The organism is Kocuria subflava (assembly GCF_012163155.1).
Classification (GTDB): Bacteria; Actinomycetota; Actinomycetes; order Actinomycetales; family Micrococcaceae; genus Kocuria; species Kocuria subflava.
Map to the genome: position 1 here is coordinate 1 of NZ_JAAVUN010000022.1, position 16,962 is coordinate 16,962.

Genomic DNA, 16,962 nt, shown 5'->3' on the forward strand with positions numbered 1-16,962 from the left:
CCTCGGCGTCTATCCCGGCACCGACGCGCCCGGCCCACGCCCCGCAGCTACCCTCTCAGCTGCGAAGAGCCAGATTCTCGGATGCAAGGTCGATGGTCGAGGGCATCATCTACCGGCATCGGTGCGGGATCGCGTGGCGAGACTTGCCCGAGGTATTCGGGCCGCGGCAGACGGTGTGGACCTGGCATCACCGCCTCGCTGCGGAGGGAGTCTGGGACACGATCGTGTCCGCGCTGATCGCGCAGGCCGATGCTGAGGGCCTGGTCGATTGGTCGGTATCGGTGGATTCGACAATCGCTCGCGCGCATCAGCACGCGACGAACACCACCCGTCTCACGGGGGCTGGATCGAATTACACAATTCCGGCCGTCGAGCCGCCCGATCACGGCATCGGCCGCTCACGAGGAGGCCTGTCCACGAAGATCCATCAGCTCGTCGATGGCAACGGGCTGCCGCTGGTGACGCTGATCACTCCGGGGCAGGCCGGCGACTCGCCGATGCTGCTTCCCCTGCTCGAGCAGCTACGCGTGAAGCGTGATAATGGCCGGCCCCGCACCCGGCCGGACGCAATTCGCGGCGATAGAGCATACTCGTCACGCGCGATCCGCTCGCACCTGCGCGGACGCGGCATCAAGGCCGTGATCCCGGAACCGCGCGACCAGCAGGGGCACCGCAGGAGGCGCGGCTCACACGGCGGCAGGCCCGTCGGACTCGACGTCACCGATTATAGAAACCGCAACGTGATCGAGCGCCGCTTCTGCCATACCAAGCAATGGCGCGGCCTCGCCACCCGCTACGACAAACACGCGATCGTCTACCGCGCCGCCGTCCTCATCCATGCCGCCGTCGCCTGGGCTCGGGCTTTGTCAGACACACCCTAGGTCACGACGACGGCGGTGGGGTACCGCACGGACCGTCATGACAGACGGAGCAGCCCATCATGTTGACGACGCCGGTGGGGCGCCTTGGACTGCTTCGCTTGACGTCCGCTTCGGCACCCCACCGGCGTCGTCGCGGGGGAGGCCCGGCTGCTTGGCTTGAGGTCCGCAGCAGTGCCCCACCGGTGCCGGTGATGACGGCTGGGAAGGAGAGTCAGTCGGAACGCGGCCAGAATCTGGGTTCGATGTCCACGGAGCGAGCGATCAGTTCGTCCTCCAGGACTTCCCGGCAGACCAGTGGCAGGCGCAGAGAGCCGGGGCGCTCGAACTCGTCAAAGCAGGTTCCCATCTCCCCGAATCCACGGCGGTAGCGTGCCAGGTCAAGGCACAGCAGCCGGGTCTCCTCCAGTTCCTCCGCGGAGGCCAGGACCCAGAAGGTTTCCTGGTCCATCAGCTGGAACAACCCCACGGATCCACCGGACCAGGAGGTGTCTGCACCGCCGAAGGACGGTCGGTAGAGCCACCCGCCGGGCTCCGGCACGGTGGAGGTCTGGACTGCCGGCATGATGGGCGCTGCGGGTTCGAACTCCCAGCACCGGGCGGTGGCCAGCCAGCGGGGCGGTTCCGGAACCACGATGGGGGAGTCATCGGTGGGCCATACGGCGTCGTCAAAGGCGGAGGCCTGGACGGCTTCCCAGAACTTGTCCGTGGTCAGGTCCACGGACACGCTGTTGAGCAGCACACCGTCTGGCTGCACCCCGCCCGTTGCGGAGACCGTGGTGGTGGTGGCCACGTTGGAGCGCTTGAGCATTCGGTCGAGTTCTGCCAGGTGGAAAGGTTCCCCCAGAACCACGGTGCGACCCTGGTACTCCAGGACGTAGGGCACACGTTCGGGGAGCTCTTCACTGCCGGACATGATGGCCTCCCGTGGTTGATGCCGGTGCCCGCGCGATCTTGCGGGCCCTGGGGTTTGGTGTGTTGCTGTCCACTCAACCACAGGGTGCAGACATCACAAGCCCAAACCCAAGGGCCCACACCGAAGATTCGGTGCGGGCCCTTGGCCGGAGTCATTCGAGCGAGGAAATCAGTCCTCGCCCTCCTGCTCTGCCTCTGCAGCGGTGTCGTAATGGGAGCTCTGGAAACGCTCCTGGGCTTCACGCACCAGGCGCTCTGCCTCGTCCTTGCCGGCCCAGCCTTCGCCCTTGACCCACTTGTTGGGCTCCAGGTCCTTGTATCGCTCGAAGAAGTGCTGAATCTCCTTCTGCTTGTACTCGTCAATGTCCTCCAGGCCCTGGATGTGGTCGTAGCGCTTGTCAGCGGAGACGCACAGGACCTTGGCGTCGCCGCCGGCCTCGTCGGTCATGTTGAACACGGCAATGGGGCGCGATTCCACGATCACGCCGGGCATGACCTCAACATCCAGGAGCACCATGGCATCCAGGGGATCGCCGTCTTCACCCAAAGTGTCCTCGAAGTACCCGTAGTGCGTGGGGTAGCCCATCGAGGTGAACAAGACACGGTCCAGGCGGATCCGGCCGGTTTCGTGGTCGATTTCGTACTTGACGCGCGAACCCTTGGGGATCTCGATCGTGACGTCCATCTCCATGGTTACTCCTTCTGTTGCTTTCGATTCAGCCAATTCTGCGGCCATCAACCGCAAAGTCTGGGCCAAGCCTAACCGTCGGGGGCGTGAGGTTACTTACCGTGTGGGCCCAATTTCCGTGATTTCCCGGCACAATGGGCGCCGTGCCACACCCTGAGCCCACCTCTCCAACACCGCCGCGGACTTCTTCTGAGCAGTCCCGGGTCATGGTGTTGACCCGCAGGGGACGGGTGGCGCTGGCCGTGGCACTTGCCGCGGTCCTTCTGCTGGTGGCGCTTTTCGCGTGGCCGGGATGGGCCAGGGACAGCACCTCCACCCAGGAATCCGGGGCCGGATCTGTCCCCTCCACCGCCTCGCCGTCAGCCGCACCCACATCTTCCGACGACGACGACCCCGTGGAGCTCTCGGATGCAACGGTGGGTGCACTGGATTCCACCTTGGACGGTTCCACGGCGCAGGTGGCGGGCGCCGTGGTGATTGATCCGGGCAGCGGAAACAGGCTGTACGAGCGGATGCCGGATGAGCACTTGGTGCCTGCTTCCAACCAAAAAATCCTGACCGAGCTGGCCCTGTTGCATTTTGTGGACCCACAGAAGCGGTTGGCCACCACGGTGGTCACGGGTGACACTGCGGACACTGTGGTCCTGGTTGGCGGCGGGGACACTCTGTTGGCACCGGGGGCAGGGGATTCCCAGGCGGTTGACGGACATGCGGGAATTGCGGATCTGGCGCGGTTGACCGCAGAGAAACTGGACCTGGACGCCTCCACCTCAACGCTCACCGTGGACGTGGACGCCGGCATGTTCACCGGCTCCGGGATCAATGACGCCTGGTTGCCGGGGGACATTGCCAGTGGGGAAGTGGGCCCGGTGTCCCCCATGGCTTTTGCATCCCACCGAACGGTGACAGCAGATGGTCAGCAGACTGGTTCCTATGACTCCAACGCTGCCCAACGGGTGGCCGATGTGTTTGCCGCAGCGCTCGGTGATGAACTCACCCAACGTGAAGACCGGCCGGTGACCGTGCAAGTGGGAGCCATGGTGGACACCTCCGCTGACCCCTTGAAACCTGCCGATCAGCAACAGGGTGTGACCGAGGTGGCGCGGGTGGAATCCGCCACGGTGCGCGAGCAGGCCACGGTGATGATGGAGAACTCGGACAACCGACTCTCCGAAACCTTGTGCCGGGTCACCGCTGTGGCAGCCGGGCAGACCGGTGATTCCGAAGGCGCTCGCACCACCATGACCCGTGCCCTGGACAAGGTCCTGGGGGAGAACACCGTGCAGGACAACGGTGTGGTCATCAGCGACTGTGCGGGAGTCTCTGCACAGAACCAGGTCTCTGCCGCTGTGCTCGGGGAAGTCCTGCTGGACTCCGTGCAGAATCCGGAATCCGGTCACGCAGCCATGCTCTCCACCCTTCCAACGGCAGGGGAGAGCGGAACTCTGACGGACCGGTTCCAGGCTCCGGAGGCCGCTGCCGGACGGGGTAACGCCCAGGCCAAGACCGGGACCCTTCACGGGGTCACCGCGCTCTCCGGCCAGGTGCGAACAGGGGACGGTGAACCCTTGATTGTGGTGGTGCTGCTGAACGGGACGGCTGACCAGGGCGCGGCGCGCAATGCCTCGGACACCTTCTTTTCCGCCGTGGCACAGAACTGAGAACCTGCACCGGATGCTGTGCCCTGCGCGGACAACGCAGCGGGCGAACACGGCGCTGTGGTTGCATGGAGGTCATGTCAATCTTTGAGACCACGCCTTCCCGTCAGGACTCCGGACTGATCAAGTGGGACCTGGCGGCCAAAGTGGCTGCCAAGACGGTGACGGCCGGGCCCACGCCGCCGGCCCGCGCCGTCCAGGAGGCGGTTGCCTCCATGCGCCACTACGCAGAAGTCTCCGTGGACCACGTGCACCAGATCTCCGGGTTGGAGGCTGCACGGGACCTGCGGGATGCCCCCGTGGTGGTGGTTGACCGTGCAGGGTGGTCAACGGCCAATGCGGCGACTTTCAAGGCGTTGCTGGAACCGGCCATGGAGGGTCTGGCCACCAAGTACCAACAACGCGCAAGTGGCAAGGCGAACAACGAGCTCACACAGTGGATCGGCAGCCGTGCCACAGCCGTGGAAACCGGGGTGATCCTGGGTTTCCTCTCCACCAAGGTGCTGGGCCAGTACGACCCCTATGCGGGGCTGGTGTCTGAGGATGCTGAACGCCGCCACCCCGGTGGGCGCCTGATGATCGTGGCGCCCAACGTGATGGAGGTTGAGCAGGAACTCAACGTGGACCCGGATGACTTCCGGCTGTGGGTGTGCCTGCACGAACAGACCCACCGGGTTCAGTTCGCGGCCGCCCCCTGGTTGCGGGACCACATGGCCGCCACCATCCATGAACTCTCCACGTCCATGACCGGGGATCTGGACCAGATGAAGACTCGTCTGAGTCGGGTGGCCACTGCGGTGGCAGACGAGCTTCCGGCCAAGGTCGCCGGAAAACTCACGGGCCGTGCTGTCCCGCAGGCAGGGGATGACTTGCTGGGGCCCATGTCCGCCGTCCTGGCACCGCGTGAACGCGAGCTGATGTCCAACGCCGTGGCCACCATGTCCCTGCTGGAAGGTCACGCCAACTGGGTCATGGACAACGTGGATTCCACTGTGGTGTCTTCCGTGAAGACCATTCGGAGACGCTTTGATCGGCGCCGTGACCTGCAGACTCCGGGGCAGCGGATACTGCGCAAGGTGCTGGGTCTGGACGCCAAGGCCGAGCAGTACGTCCAAGGCCAGAAGTTCGTCACGGAGGTCATTGAGATCGCCGGGCGGGACGGCTTCAACCGGGTGTGGGAGTCGGCCGAGAACCTGCCCGTGGCCCGGGAGATCCGCCATCCACAGGAGTGGGTGGATCGCGTCCTGGCGTGAGCCCCTTGCTCGGCATTCAGCTGGACACAAGTTACCCATCAGTTCACGGTGTCCTCCCAGGTTCACGTGGCTGAGCGGGTCCCGGTGCGCGGTTCAGTCGTGACAGAATCGCAAAGGTGACTTCCGAAAACATCCAGCAGCAGATCAAGCTCTACGGCCAGCCGCTCTCCGATCGATTCGGCGCCGTGGTGAGTGCTTACAGCATCACTCAGCGCCGCCTGGCTGAAGTTCTCGGACTCTCAGCACCCATGCTCTCCCAGCTCAACTCGGGACGGCGCATCAAGATCGGCAACCCTGCCGTGTACGAGCGCCTTGTCATGCTGGAACAGCGTGCGGGCACCTCAGATGTTGAGGCCACTTTGCGTGAGGTGGAGCAGTCCCAGCCGGTGCTGACCACCACGCAGATCCAGGCCGGTCTGCACAGTGAATCCAATGTGGTCTCTGCCCTGGCGGCCATGATTCCCGCTGGCGAGCTGCAGCACGCCGTCACTGCGCTGGGCGAATCCGCACCCACCCTGGTCAAGGTCCTGGGCTTGGCCCAGAAGGAATCGGAGAAGCGCTGATTCCGCAGTGGTTTAAGGGGCGGATCTGGGTGGTGAAGGCCGCGTGACGCAGTTCGGTCGGCGGGGGCGGCTCCTGCCTCAGGTCTCCACCGCGCGCCGGGCACTTGAGTACACCCTCACGCAGTCTTTGGGACGCGCCCCGGAACCCACGGACCTGGTTCTGGTGGCCCTGTCCGGTGGCCCGGACTCCTTGGCCCTGGCCGCAGCGGCCGCCCATTTTTCCCGACGACGCCGCTTCCAGGTGGGTGCCGTGGTGGTGGATCACCAACTCCAGGAGGGATCGGGCGCAGTTGCGGCCGTGGCGGCAGGCCAAGCCAAGGAACTTGGACTGGATCCTGTGGTGATTCAGGCCGTCACGGTGCAGCGTGGCGCGGATGGTCCAGAGGCCGCTGCCCGTGACGCGCGGTATGCCGTGTTGTGTGACCAGATGGCTGCCACCGGGGCACATGCGGTGTTGCTGGGGCACACGCGTGATGACCAGGCAGAAACCGTTCTGTTGGGGTTGGCCCGTGGCTCGGGGACCCGGTCCCTGGCGGGCATGGCGCCGGTGTCCACCCGGGGCGGTCTGAGGCTTCTGCGTCCCCTGCTGGGGCACACCCGGCAGGACACGGAGGGCATCTGTACCGCCGAACAGCTTGCACCCTGGATGGACCCCACCAACAAGGACCAGTCCTTCATGCGGGCGCGTGTGCGCCACACGGTGCTCCCGTTCCTGGAGCAAGAACTCGGCCCCGGAGTGGCGGCGTCGTTGTCCAGGACCGCAGCCATCCTGGGGGCCGATGCAGACGCCCTGGAGGAACAAGCCCAAATCCTTCTGGATCGAGCCCAACGTGAGGCCGCTGCACAGGTACAGGACGGCGTTGCTCAACCGGCGCCGACCGGGTCCGTGCTGCTGTCCCTGAGTGCACTGCAAACCCAGCCTGAAGCACTGACCCGCCGGGTCCTGGCACGGGCCTGCGTGCTGGCCGGTGGGCAGCCCGTGGCCCACGAACGGCTGGAGGCGCTGGCGGAACTGGCAGCCGGTACCGGGCAGGCCGGGCCGGTTCAGATGGCGGGTAAAGTGTCTGTCTACCGGCGTCGACCCATTCGACCCCGCCGATCCAGAGCGGAGCGGCCCCGGGGAACCTTGGAATTCCGACGCACTGACTGAGCCAAGCTGCCATCACCGGAACTAGGAGCATCGTGAAGTCCCAGGACGTCGCAGAAGACCTCAAGGAAGTTCTGCACACCAAGGAAGAGATCGATCAGCGAGTGGTTGAACTGGCCGCCGCCATCGATGCCGACTACAAGGACAAGGACGTCCTTCTGGTGGGTGTGCTCAAGGGTGCCTTGATGATCATGGCGGACCTCTCCCGTGCCCTGTCCGGGCAGTACCCCATGGACTGGATGGCTGTGTCCTCTTACGGCTCCGGCACCAAGTCCTCCGGTGTGGTGCGGATCCTCAAGGACCTGGACACGGATCTGACCGGCAAGGACGTCCTGATCGTGGAGGACATCATCGACTCCGGGCTGACCCTGTCCTGGCTGCTCACCAACCTGAAGTCCCGCGGCGCCAACTCCGTGGAGATCTGCACGTTGCTGCGCAAGCCGGAAGCACTGAAGGTGGAGATCGACGTCCGCTACGTGGGGTGGGACATACCCAATGAATTCGTGGTGGGCTATGGCCTGGACTGGGCGGAGCAGTACCGCAACCTGGACTGCATTGCCATCCTGTCCCCACACGTCTACGCCTGAGGCCACCGCGCAGCTGGTAATTGCCCCGGAAACTGTCCGCCGTCGGGTGAACGCGCTCACGCGAATCAGACGGATTCGGGTGAGCGCGCTACATTGACACTTCGACTTCAACCGAAGTGACCGTTCGACTTCTGCGGTGTGGCGCCCAGGTGCCGTACCGTGCCCAGGTTGGCATCGTGTGAGAGAGGACCACCGGCTTTGGCCACCGCTAAAAAGAAACAGGGCTTCTTTGGAGGTCCCTTCTTCTGGATTCTCCTTGCCCTGCTGGTGCTGATCCCCGTGATCACCACGCTGACCTCCAGTGACGGCAACCGCGTGGACACCAACGTGGGTCTGGAACTGCTCCAGGACAACAAGGCCACGGAGGCCAAGACCTACGACGGCGAACAGCGCGTGGAACTCACCTTGGCCGATGACTACTCGGCCAACGGCCAGGACTACGGCAGGAACGTCGAGTTCTACTACGTGGAACCGCGCGGCCCTGAAGTCATCGAGGCCATCAACAACGCGGATCTGGACAGCTACACGGATCAGCCGGTGCAGAGCAACTGGCTGCTGTCCATGCTGCAGTTCCTGCTGCCCTTCTTGATCATCCTGGCCATCTTCTGGTTCATCTTTGCCCGCATGCAGGGTGGTGGATCCCAGTTGATGAAGTTCGGCCGGTCCAAGGCCAAGCAGTTCGACAAGGACAACCCGCAGGTCACCTTTGCCGATGTGGCAGGCGCTGATGAGGCCGTCCAGGAACTGGATGAGATCAAGCAGTTCCTGGTGGAACGCGACCGTTTCACCGCGCTGGGTGCCTCCGTGCCCAAGGGCGTTCTGCTCTACGGACCGCCAGGTACGGGTAAAACCCTGCTGGCCAAGGCCGTTGCCGGTGAAGCCTCCGTACCGTTCTTCTCCATCTCCGGCTCGGACTTTGTGGAGATGTTCGTGGGTGTGGGTGCCTCCCGTGTCCGCGACCTGTTCCAGACCGCCAAGGAGAACGCCCCGGCCATCATCTTTGTGGATGAAATCGATGCCGTGGGTCGCCAGCGCGGTGCCGGAATGGGCGGCGGCAATGACGAACGTGAGCAAACGCTGAACCAGTTGCTGGTGGAGATGGACGGCTTTGACGCCAACACCAACATCATTCTGATTGCAGCCACCAACCGGCCGGATGTTCTGGACCCGGCTCTGCTGCGCCCCGGGCGATTTGACCGACAGATCGGTGTAGAAGCACCGGACATGAAGGGCCGTGAGCAAATCCTGCGCGTGCATTCCCAGGGCAAGCCCCTGCACGAGTCCGTGGACCTCGCCTCCGTAGCCAAGCGCACCCCCGGGTTCACGGGTGCGGAGCTGGCCAACGTGATGAACGAGGCCGCCCTGCTCACCGCCCGGTCCCACGCCCAGTTGATTGACGACCGCGCCGTGGATGAAGCCATTGACCGTGTGATTGCCGGTCCGCAGAAGCGATCCCGGCTGATGAAGGAGCACGAGCGCAAGGTCACCGCCTACCACGAGGGCGGACACGCCCTGGTGGCTGCCGCGCTGCGCAACACGGATCCGGTCACCAAGATCACCATCCTGCCCCGTGGCCGCGCCCTGGGGTACACCATGGTGATGCCGGCGGACGACAAGTACTCCACCACCCGCAACGAGTTGCTGGATCAGATGGCCTACGCCATGGGCGGGCGTGCTGCCGAGGAGATCGTGTTCAAGGATCCGTCCTCCGGTGCCTCCAATGACATCCAGAAGGCCACGGACACCGCCCGGAACATGGTCACCCAGTTCGGCATGTCCACCCGCGTGGGCTCGGTCAAGCTGGGCGGCGGAAACTCCGAACCCTTCATGGGACGTGGCGGGGCGGAGGACCGCGGCTATTCGGAGGCCACCGCCGCCGTCGTGGATCAGGAAGTGCGTGCGCTGCTGGCCAACGCCCAGGACGAGGCCCACCGCATCCTGATCAGCAACCGTGAGGTCCTGGACCGCCTGGCCCTGGAGCTGCTGGAGAAGGAGACCCTGAACGAGGCCGAGATCGCGGAGATCTTCAAGGACATTGTCCAGGAGCCCGAGCGGGACCAGTGGATCTCCAACCAGGGCCGTGAGGTCTCCGAACTTCCTCCCGTGACCACCACCCGGGAGAAGGAGGAACTTGCGCAGGCCTCCGAGGAGGAACGCGAACAGTTCGAGCGTCTGCCCGGCGAGGGTGAATCCCAGGAGAACCCGCAGGGACCTGAGGACGTTGACGGAGGGGAGCGCCGGGAGTGGTAGATCAGCCACGCATCGAAGCTGCTGTGCGGGAGATCCTGCTGGCCATCGGGGAGGACCCCCAGAGGGACGGTCTGCAGCAGACCCCGCAGCGGGTTGCGCGCGCCTACCAGGAAATGTTCTCCGGCATGACCATGGGCCCGGAGGACGTTCTGGCCACAAGCTTTGACATCGGCCATTCGGAGATGGTGCTGGTCAAGGACATCCCGTTCTACTCCATCTGTGAGCATCATCTGGTGCCGTTCTACGGCCACGCCCACATCGGCTATATCCCCGGCCCACAGGGCAGCGTGACCGGGTTGTCCAAACTGGCGCGACTGGTGGACGTGTACGCCAAGCGTCCGCAGGTCCAGGAGCGGCTGACCACACAGATCGTGGAAGCCCTGGTGGAGCACCTGCAGGCCGCCGGAGCCATTGTGGTGTTGGAATGTGAGCACTTGTGCATGTCCATGCGTGGTGTGCGCAAACCGGGTTCCAAGACCGTGACCTCCGCCGTTCGGGGCCAGCTGCATGATCCTGCCACGCGTTCGGAAGCCATGAGCCTGATCCTGGGCCGTTGAGTCCCCAACGTGCCACTGACGGAAGGTGACCATGAGCCAGTCCCAAGACCCGCAAGACAATCCCCGGGCAGCCCGCCCGGACAGCGTGGGCGGCTGGGGTTCCTGGGCCAACCTCCCCACGGACCGCACGCTCATCATGGGGGTCCTCAACGTCACCCCGGATTCGTTTTCCGACGGCGGCCTGCACAACACCCACCAGGCTGCGATCGACCACGGTTTGCTGTTGTCCCAGCAGGGCGCGGACATGGTGGATGTGGGTGGTGAGTCCACCCGGCCGGGTGCCACTCGTGTGGACCCGGAGGAGGAGCGGCGTCGTGTCCTCCCGGTGATCCAGGCACTGACGGCAGCCGGTGTGGTGGTCACAGTGGACACCATCAACGCCTCCACTGCGCAGGCTGCGGTGGAAGCCGGGGCCCACTGCATCAACGATGTCTCCGGGGTCAGCGTCACTCAGGACATGATTGATCTTGTGGCACAGCTGCAGGTGCCTTACATCGTGATGCACTCACGCGGGAACCCCGGAACCATGGACGCGCTGGCCGTGTACCAGGACCTGGTGACGGACGTTCTGAGCGAAATCGACGGCGTGGTGCAGCGATTCCTGACCGCCGGGGTGGACCTCTCACGCCTGATTCTGGACCCAGGCCTGGGCTTTGCCAAAGGTGGCAGCCAGGACTGGGAGTTGCTGCGCGCCCTGCCCCGTCTGGTGGCATCGGGACATCCGGTGTTGGTGGCGGCCTCCCGCAAGAGATTCATTGGAAACCTCCTGGCCGTGGACGGTGAACCGCGCCCGGCCAGGCAACGGGACGTGGCCACGGCCGCCATCTCCGCATTGGCTGCAGACCGCGGGGCCTGGGCCGTGCGCGTTCATGACGTACCCACCACCCGGGATGCCTTGGCAGTGGCCCAGGCATGGAAGGGCCAAGACCAGTGACCCAGGATTCGATCACCCTCACAGGCGTCTCAGGCTACGGATTCCACGGTGTGCTGGACGGCGAAAAAAGTGTGGGCCAACAGTTCTCCGTGGACGCCGTACTGACGGTGGATCTGCGTGCCGCGGGAGCAACGGACAACCTTGCGCACACCGTGCACTACGGGGAAGTGGCAGAGCTCATCCACGCCCAGATCACAGGGGAGCCGGTGGAGCTCATTGAAACCCTGGCGGATCGTACGGCACGGTTGGTGCTGGAACGGTATCCGCTGGTGCAGCGGGTTGAGCTGACCGTCAACAAGCCACAGGCACCCATCACGGTGCCTTTTGCCAATGTGGCCGTCACGGTCATCAGGGAACGAGGAACATGAGACAAGCCGTCATTGCACTGGGCTCCAACCTGGGAGACCGAGCCGAACTGCTGCGTGCTGCCGTCGCTGATCTCAACGCCACGGAGGGTGTGGAGGTGGTGGCGGCATCGCCCGTCGTCGTGACGCACCCGGTGGGTGGGCCAGAAGGCCAACCGGACTATCTGAACGCCGTGGTGCGGATCAGCACCACGCTGGGGCCGTTTGAGTTGCTGGCGGTGTGCCAAGAGATCGAAACCGCGCATGACCGGATCCGTGACGTCCGCTGGGGCCCGCGCACCCTGGATCTGGACATCATTGAGTTCGGTGGGTTGAGCATGGATGAACCCACGCTCACCCTGCCGCACCCACGCGCCGCTGACCGGGCGTTCGTGCTGGTGCCGTGGGCCATGATGGACCCGGAGGCCAGGCTCAACGGGCAGCCCGTGCGTGCGCTGGCCGAGCAGGCGGAGGACCTGCAGGGGATCTCCCCGCGCAGCTACCCACTGCTGACGGATGCTGCTGCACAAGGGCCTGCGGAGTAATCGTGCGTCCCCTGACCATCCGTCTGCTCATGTTGGTGGCTGCCTTCGCGTTTGCCGGCAGCTGGGCCGCTGACCTGCTCTCCAGCCGCCTGGGCGGACCCCTGCTGTCCTTGCCGTGGGCCGCAGGTATCGCCCTGTTGGTGCAGGCGGCTGCAGTGCTGATTGTTGGATGGCAGGTTCGCAAGATCCGCGACGGTGACCGTGAGGTCCGGCTGGACCGGACATGGGGGGCTGTGACGGCCTCCTTGGCTCAGGCCAACGCCGTGGTGGGTGCCTTGATGGCCGGATGGCACGGGTTGCTGGTGAACGACCAAGCCATGCTGATCCCCGTGCGCTCCAACCACGCGCCCCTGTGGTTGGTGATCGGCATGACCGTGATCGGTATTGTCATGTGTGTTCTGGGTTGGGTGGTGGAAGGCTTCTGCAGGCTGCCACCGGATGATCCTGCAGACACTGCCCGGCGCCAGGAGCCACACCGGGCCCATCCTGCCCAGGAGGGTGGCATGGCCCGCACTCGGGAACTCAGAGCACGCCCCGACACCACCGTGGAGAGCCCAGACCGATGACTGAACCGACCACCGATCACCGGCCCGCAGCACCCTTGGACACGGGAGTCTCAGAGCGGGTCACCCCGTTGCGCGCCGATGACCCGGCCACCCGTCCGGGCTCCGGTGCAGAGTCCGGTCAATGGCAGGGGATCAGCCGCAAGTACATTGCGGTCTCCGTGATCAATGACCTCATCAGCCTGGCGTTCATGCTGGCCATCACCGGGTGGCCGGTGTTGCTCAAGGTGCTGGGTCCCTTTGCCGGTGCCTCCTGGGGGTGGTTGCTGCCCTGGCCGCTGCTGGTTCTGGCGTTCTACGTGATCAACATGGCCCTGACCCCGCGCCGGGTCCGGGCCCACTGTTACCGGGAGGACCCGGATGAGTTCTTGGTGCGCAAGGGCTTGATCGTTCGTCGCCTGGTGGTGGTTCCCTACGGGCGTATGCAGTACGTGGACGTCAACTCCGGTCCTCTGCTGCGCGCCTTTGGCCTGGCAGAAATCACCCTGCACACCGCTTCCCCCCAGACAGACACCAAGTTGCCCGGCGTCACGGCGGCAGAAGCGAATCGGCTGCGCGAACACCTCACGGAGCGTGGCGAAGATCGTCTGATTCAACTGTGAGCAGCCAACCGATCCTCCACGGGGAGGACACCGCCCTGATCTGGCACCGGATGAATCCGTTGAGCCCCTTGGCCCGCGGGTGGATCGCCCTGGCCGTGGTGATCGGCATCTGGTTCAACACCGTGGTCAACGGCATGGTGGGGGATGTCACCGGCGAGGACGACGCCGGGCCGAGCCCGGAGAGTCTGCCCCCCATTCTAGAATTCTTCAGCACCATGCCCAACTGGGTGTTCTACGGGTCCATGGCCCTGGTGGGTGCGCTGGTGGCCGGTGTGGGTGCGGTCTACATGTGGTGGTTCACCCGCTACCAGGTCACGGACACCCACGTGCGGCTGCGCACCGGGCTGGTGTTCCGGCAGGAACGGCAGACCCGCCTGGACCGAGTACAAGCCCTGGACATTCAACGCCCCTTGTTGCCGCGCCTGCTGGGACTGGCGGAACTGCGGTTTGAGGTGGCCGATGCCGGGGAGACCTCGGTTGCTCTGCGCTACCTCAAGCACGATCACGCCAGGCGGCTGCGCAAGGACCTGCTAGGGGCCATTGGAACACAAGCTCCCAAGACCGGGGCCGGTGCGTCGTCGTCGTCAGCGGATGATGACGGTCAGGCTTCCATTGGTACGGACCAGGCCGGTGCGGATGAGGAGCTGATTCTCTCCCTGCCGCTGCGGCGCGTGATTGCCGCTCGGCTGCTGACCATTTCCTTCCTGGTCCTGTGCGCGGTGGCGCTGAGTGTCACGGTTCTGGCCTTCCTGTTCCCGCGCGTCATCCTGGCCATGCTGGTGGGTTTTGTGCCCACGCTGCTGGCCCTGGGCGGCATGGTGTTCAAGGCGCTGGAGATCAGCTGGGGCTTCAAAATGTTTCGGACCCCGGAGGGCGTGCGGCTACGGTACGGGCTGCTGAACAAGACCTCGCAGACCGTGCCCACCGGGCGGGTTCAGGCCCTGGCGCTGTATCGCCCGCCCCTGTGGCGGTGGGCGGGTTGGTCCGTGGTGCACGTCAACATTGCCGGTTACGGCGGCGGTCTGGAGTCCTCCAGTGCCGGTGACCGTGCGGTTCTGCTGCCGGTTGCCAACGACGACGACCTCCGGCTCATGTTCCGTGAAGCCCTTGGTCTCTCCGACGGGGACCACGTGGCAGGGCTGAGTGCTGAAGGTCTGGCCGGCGAGGCCGATGCTGCCTCCCGTTTCCGCAATTCCCCGGCGCGTGCCCGGTGGGTGGCCCCGATCGTCCGGCGACGCTACGGCTACACAGTCACCCGTGACATGGTGATTGCGCGGGCCGGACGTGCGTACCGCATGTGTTTTGTGGTGCCACACAACAAGATCCAGTCCATCAGCGTGGACCGCGGGCCGATTGCCCGGGCCTTGGACCTGGCGGATGTGAATCTGCACTCCATTGCCGGTCCAGTACGTGCCTTCGTGGCACGGATGGATCGGGCCGAGGCGGAGTCCTTTGTGGTGGAGCAGCTGGAACGCGGACGTAACGCGGTGGCTGCCGTCACGGGTGAGTCTCACGGGGCGGCGGATCTGGGTGATGGGGTTGGCTCTCATCTGCCGCCGTTGCCGTGGGCCCGCACTCAGGCGCCCACCTATGCCGCCCCGGCACTGCCTGCCGGTTTGAGCCATCCGTCCGTGTCCTCCGTCGAGGCCGGCCCATCAGGAGAACATCAGTGAGCACACCGTCCAATCGCCCCGGCCGTCTGGGTGTGGGAGTCATTGGCGCAGGCCGGGTGGGAGCCGTTCTGGGCGCTGCCCTGCGTTCTGCCGGGCACGCCGTGGTGGGCGTGACTGCGGTCTCTGCCGAATCCACGGAACGCGCGGAACTGCTATTGCCCGGTGTGCCCGTGTTGACCGTGCCGGAAGTGGTGGAGCGCGCCGAGCTGGTCCTGGTGGCGGTCCCGGATGATCACTTGCCGGAGTTGATCAGCGGCTTGGCTCAGGGAGGTCACTGGCAGCCCGGTCAACTGGTGGTCCATGTGGCCGGCCGGTGGGGCACCTCCGTGCTGGAACCGGCCCGGGCTGCCGGTGCGATTCCTTTGGCCATCCACCCCGCCATGACGTTCACGGGCATGTCCATGGACCTTGACCGCTTGGCCGACTGCCCCTTCGGAGTCACGGCACCGGCTGCGGTGCGGCCCATCGCCCAAGCCTTGGTGGTGGAGATGGGTGGGGAGCCCGTGGTCATCCCGGAAGCTGACCGCACCCTCTACCACGCCGCTTTGACCCACGGAGCCAACAACCTGACCACGTTGATCGGGCAGGCCACCCAGGTGTTGGAGGAGATCGGCGTGGACGAGCCCTCCCGAGTGTTGGGCGCCCTGAGCCGGGCCAGCGTGGACAACGCGCTGCGCTCAGGAGAATCCACCTTGACCGGACCCGTGGTGCGCGGGGATGCCGGAACGGTCCGGGAACACCGCCTGGCGCTGGCGGAAGCCGCCTTGGCCAGCGGCCGGGAGGATGTGCTGCGCACTTACACGTTCATGGCCCGCGCCACTGCCGACCGCGCCAAGGACCGCGGGGCCCTCAGCCCTGCCGACCACCAACGAGTGGTCCAGGCGCTGGGGCCGGACGCGCCGGATTCGCCTGATTCGCCGGCGTTGCCGCAGGAACCCACGCCGCCTGTTGTGGTCACCTCCCCGCAGGAGTTCCGCACTCTGCTCCGGTCCAGGGCAGTGGCATTGGGCCCGGAGGCCACCGTGGGATTCGTTCCCACCATGGGCGCCCTGCATGACGGTCACGGGCACCTGGTGCGTCAGGCTCGTGCAGAAAATGACCTGGTGGCGGTGTCCATTTTTGTCAATCCTTTGCAGTTCGGTCCCGGTGAGGACCTCTCCCGTTACCCTTCAGACCTGCCCGGGGACTTGGCGCGGCTCACGGAGTTGGGCGTGGACGTCGTCTTTGCCCCCGCTGTGGAGGACATGTATCCAGGCGGGCTGCCGCTGGTTCGGGTCTCCTCCGGTGAACTCGGCAACCAGTTGGAGGGGTCCTCGCGTCCCGGGCACTTTGACGGTGTGCTCACCGTGGTGGCAAAACTCTTTGCCCTGGTCACCGGTGGGCATCAGGTGCGGGCCTACTTTGGCCAGAAGGACGCCCAGCAGTTGTTGATCATCCAGCGCATGGTGCGTGATCTGAACGTGGACGTACAGATTTGTCCCGTGGCGATTGTGCGTGCCCCTGATGGACTGGCGTTGTCCTCCCGCAACGCTTACCTCAACGACGACGAACGCGCCGCCGCCCTGGTCCTTTCCCGCACCTTGCAGGAGCTGGCGCAAGGTGCCGTGACCGTAGAACAGGCACGGGATGCCATCAACGTGCAACAGATCGGGGCCGGACCGGACACCGTGGAACTGGACTACCTGACCGTGGTTGACCCGCAGACCCTCCAGCCGGTTGATCCGGTGCCCGGAACCCTGGCCCTGGTTGCCGCACGGGTGGGTACCACCCGGTTGATTGACAACCACCACCTGTGAGGGCAGGTG

The 16,962-nt window shown here is 65.2% G+C and carries 17 protein-coding genes; 15 read left to right on the plus strand and 2 right to left on the minus strand.

The features are described 5' to 3' along the window. Positions 1-11 precede the first annotated feature (11 nt). The gene (locus tag GTW58_RS10405) at positions 12-881 is read left to right on the plus strand and encodes an IS5 family transposase (RefSeq protein WP_119933395.1); all 870 of its coding nucleotides are present in this window, start codon (positions 12-14) and stop codon (positions 879-881) included. 211 nt (positions 882-1,092) lie between these two features. Here the strand turns inward: GTW58_RS10405 and GTW58_RS10410 are convergent, their stop codons facing one another. Together GTW58_RS10410 and GTW58_RS10415 are read right to left on the minus strand one after the other, a co-directional pair. Continuing rightward, positions 1,093-1,794, minus strand: a complete 702-nt coding sequence (locus tag GTW58_RS10410; RefSeq protein WP_047688678.1) for a hypothetical protein — start codon at positions 1,792-1,794, stop codon at positions 1,093-1,095. Positions 1,795-1,962: 168 nt separating this feature from the next. Beyond that, positions 1,963-2,484: an inorganic diphosphatase gene (locus tag GTW58_RS10415; RefSeq protein ID WP_047688680.1), complete on the minus strand. Its 522-nt coding sequence runs from the start codon at positions 2,482-2,484 to the stop codon at positions 1,963-1,965. Positions 2,485-2,624: 140 nt separating this feature from the next. On the opposite strand from GTW58_RS10415, the gene GTW58_RS10420 reads away from it, so the two are divergent. The 14 genes from GTW58_RS10420 to panC all read left to right on the plus strand — a co-directional run bounded on the left by GTW58_RS10420 (position 2,625) and on the right by panC (position 16,953). After that, entirely contained in the window at positions 2,625-4,142 is a 1,518-nt protein-coding gene (locus tag GTW58_RS10420) for a D-alanyl-D-alanine carboxypeptidase/D-alanyl-D-alanine-endopeptidase (RefSeq protein WP_168023511.1), read from the plus strand. A 74-nt stretch (positions 4,143-4,216) separates the two neighbouring features. Then, positions 4,217-5,392: a zinc-dependent metalloprotease gene (locus tag GTW58_RS10425; RefSeq protein WP_052209358.1), complete on the plus strand. Its 1,176-nt coding sequence runs from the start codon at positions 4,217-4,219 to the stop codon at positions 5,390-5,392. A 116-nt stretch (positions 5,393-5,508) separates the two neighbouring features. Continuing rightward, positions 5,509-5,955 (plus strand): hypothetical protein, encoded by a 447-nt coding sequence (locus GTW58_RS10430; protein ID WP_047688685.1) that lies wholly within the window; start codon positions 5,509-5,511, stop codon positions 5,953-5,955. A 43-nt stretch (positions 5,956-5,998) separates the two neighbouring features. After that, positions 5,999-7,105 (plus strand): tRNA lysidine(34) synthetase TilS, encoded by a 1,107-nt coding sequence (gene tilS / locus GTW58_RS10435; protein ID WP_047688688.1) that lies wholly within the window; start codon positions 5,999-6,001, stop codon positions 7,103-7,105. 32 nt (positions 7,106-7,137) lie between these two features. After that, positions 7,138-7,689 carry a hypoxanthine phosphoribosyltransferase gene (gene hpt / locus GTW58_RS10440; protein WP_047688689.1) on the plus strand — a complete coding sequence of 184 codons (552 nt, stop codon included), beginning with the start codon at positions 7,138-7,140 and terminating at the stop codon, positions 7,687-7,689. Between the two features lie 198 nt (positions 7,690-7,887). Beyond that, on the plus strand, positions 7,888-9,939 hold the full coding sequence (gene ftsH, locus GTW58_RS10445) for an ATP-dependent zinc metalloprotease FtsH (RefSeq protein WP_119933396.1): 2,052 nt from the start codon (positions 7,888-7,890) through the stop codon (positions 9,937-9,939). Continuing rightward, positions 9,933-10,496 (plus strand): GTP cyclohydrolase I FolE, encoded by a 564-nt coding sequence (gene folE / locus GTW58_RS10450; protein ID WP_119933397.1) that lies wholly within the window; start codon positions 9,933-9,935, stop codon positions 10,494-10,496. The genes ftsH and folE overlap by 7 nt, the downstream gene beginning before the upstream one ends. A 31-nt stretch (positions 10,497-10,527) precedes the next feature. Further along, entirely contained in the window at positions 10,528-11,430 is a 903-nt protein-coding gene (gene folP / locus GTW58_RS10455; RefSeq protein WP_168023512.1) for a dihydropteroate synthase, read from the plus strand. Next, positions 11,427-11,798: a dihydroneopterin aldolase gene (folB, locus tag GTW58_RS10460; RefSeq protein WP_232818094.1), complete on the plus strand. Its 372-nt coding sequence runs from the start codon at positions 11,427-11,429 to the stop codon at positions 11,796-11,798. Before folP ends, folB begins: the two co-directional genes overlap by 4 nt. Then, positions 11,795-12,319: a 2-amino-4-hydroxy-6-hydroxymethyldihydropteridine diphosphokinase gene (gene folK / locus GTW58_RS10465; RefSeq protein WP_119933398.1), complete on the plus strand. Its 525-nt coding sequence runs from the start codon at positions 11,795-11,797 to the stop codon at positions 12,317-12,319. Before folB ends, folK begins: the two co-directional genes overlap by 4 nt. A 2-nt stretch (positions 12,320-12,321) precedes the next feature. Continuing rightward, complete coding sequence (locus GTW58_RS10470; protein ID WP_119933399.1) at positions 12,322-12,885, plus strand: DUF3180 domain-containing protein; 564 nt, start codon at positions 12,322-12,324, stop codon at positions 12,883-12,885. Next, positions 12,882-13,484 carry a PH domain-containing protein gene (locus GTW58_RS10475; protein ID WP_232818095.1) on the plus strand — a complete coding sequence of 201 codons (603 nt, stop codon included), beginning with the start codon at positions 12,882-12,884 and terminating at the stop codon, positions 13,482-13,484. The genes GTW58_RS10470 and GTW58_RS10475 overlap by 4 nt, the downstream gene beginning before the upstream one ends. Next, positions 13,481-15,157 carry a PH domain-containing protein gene (locus GTW58_RS10480; RefSeq protein ID WP_119933400.1) on the plus strand — a complete coding sequence of 559 codons (1,677 nt, stop codon included), beginning with the start codon at positions 13,481-13,483 and terminating at the stop codon, positions 15,155-15,157. Before GTW58_RS10475 ends, GTW58_RS10480 begins: the two co-directional genes overlap by 4 nt. Beyond that, complete coding sequence (panC, locus tag GTW58_RS15135; protein ID WP_157980531.1) at positions 15,154-16,953, plus strand: pantoate--beta-alanine ligase; 1,800 nt, start codon at positions 15,154-15,156, stop codon at positions 16,951-16,953. Before GTW58_RS10480 ends, panC begins: the two co-directional genes overlap by 4 nt. Positions 16,954-16,962 lie beyond the last annotated feature (9 nt).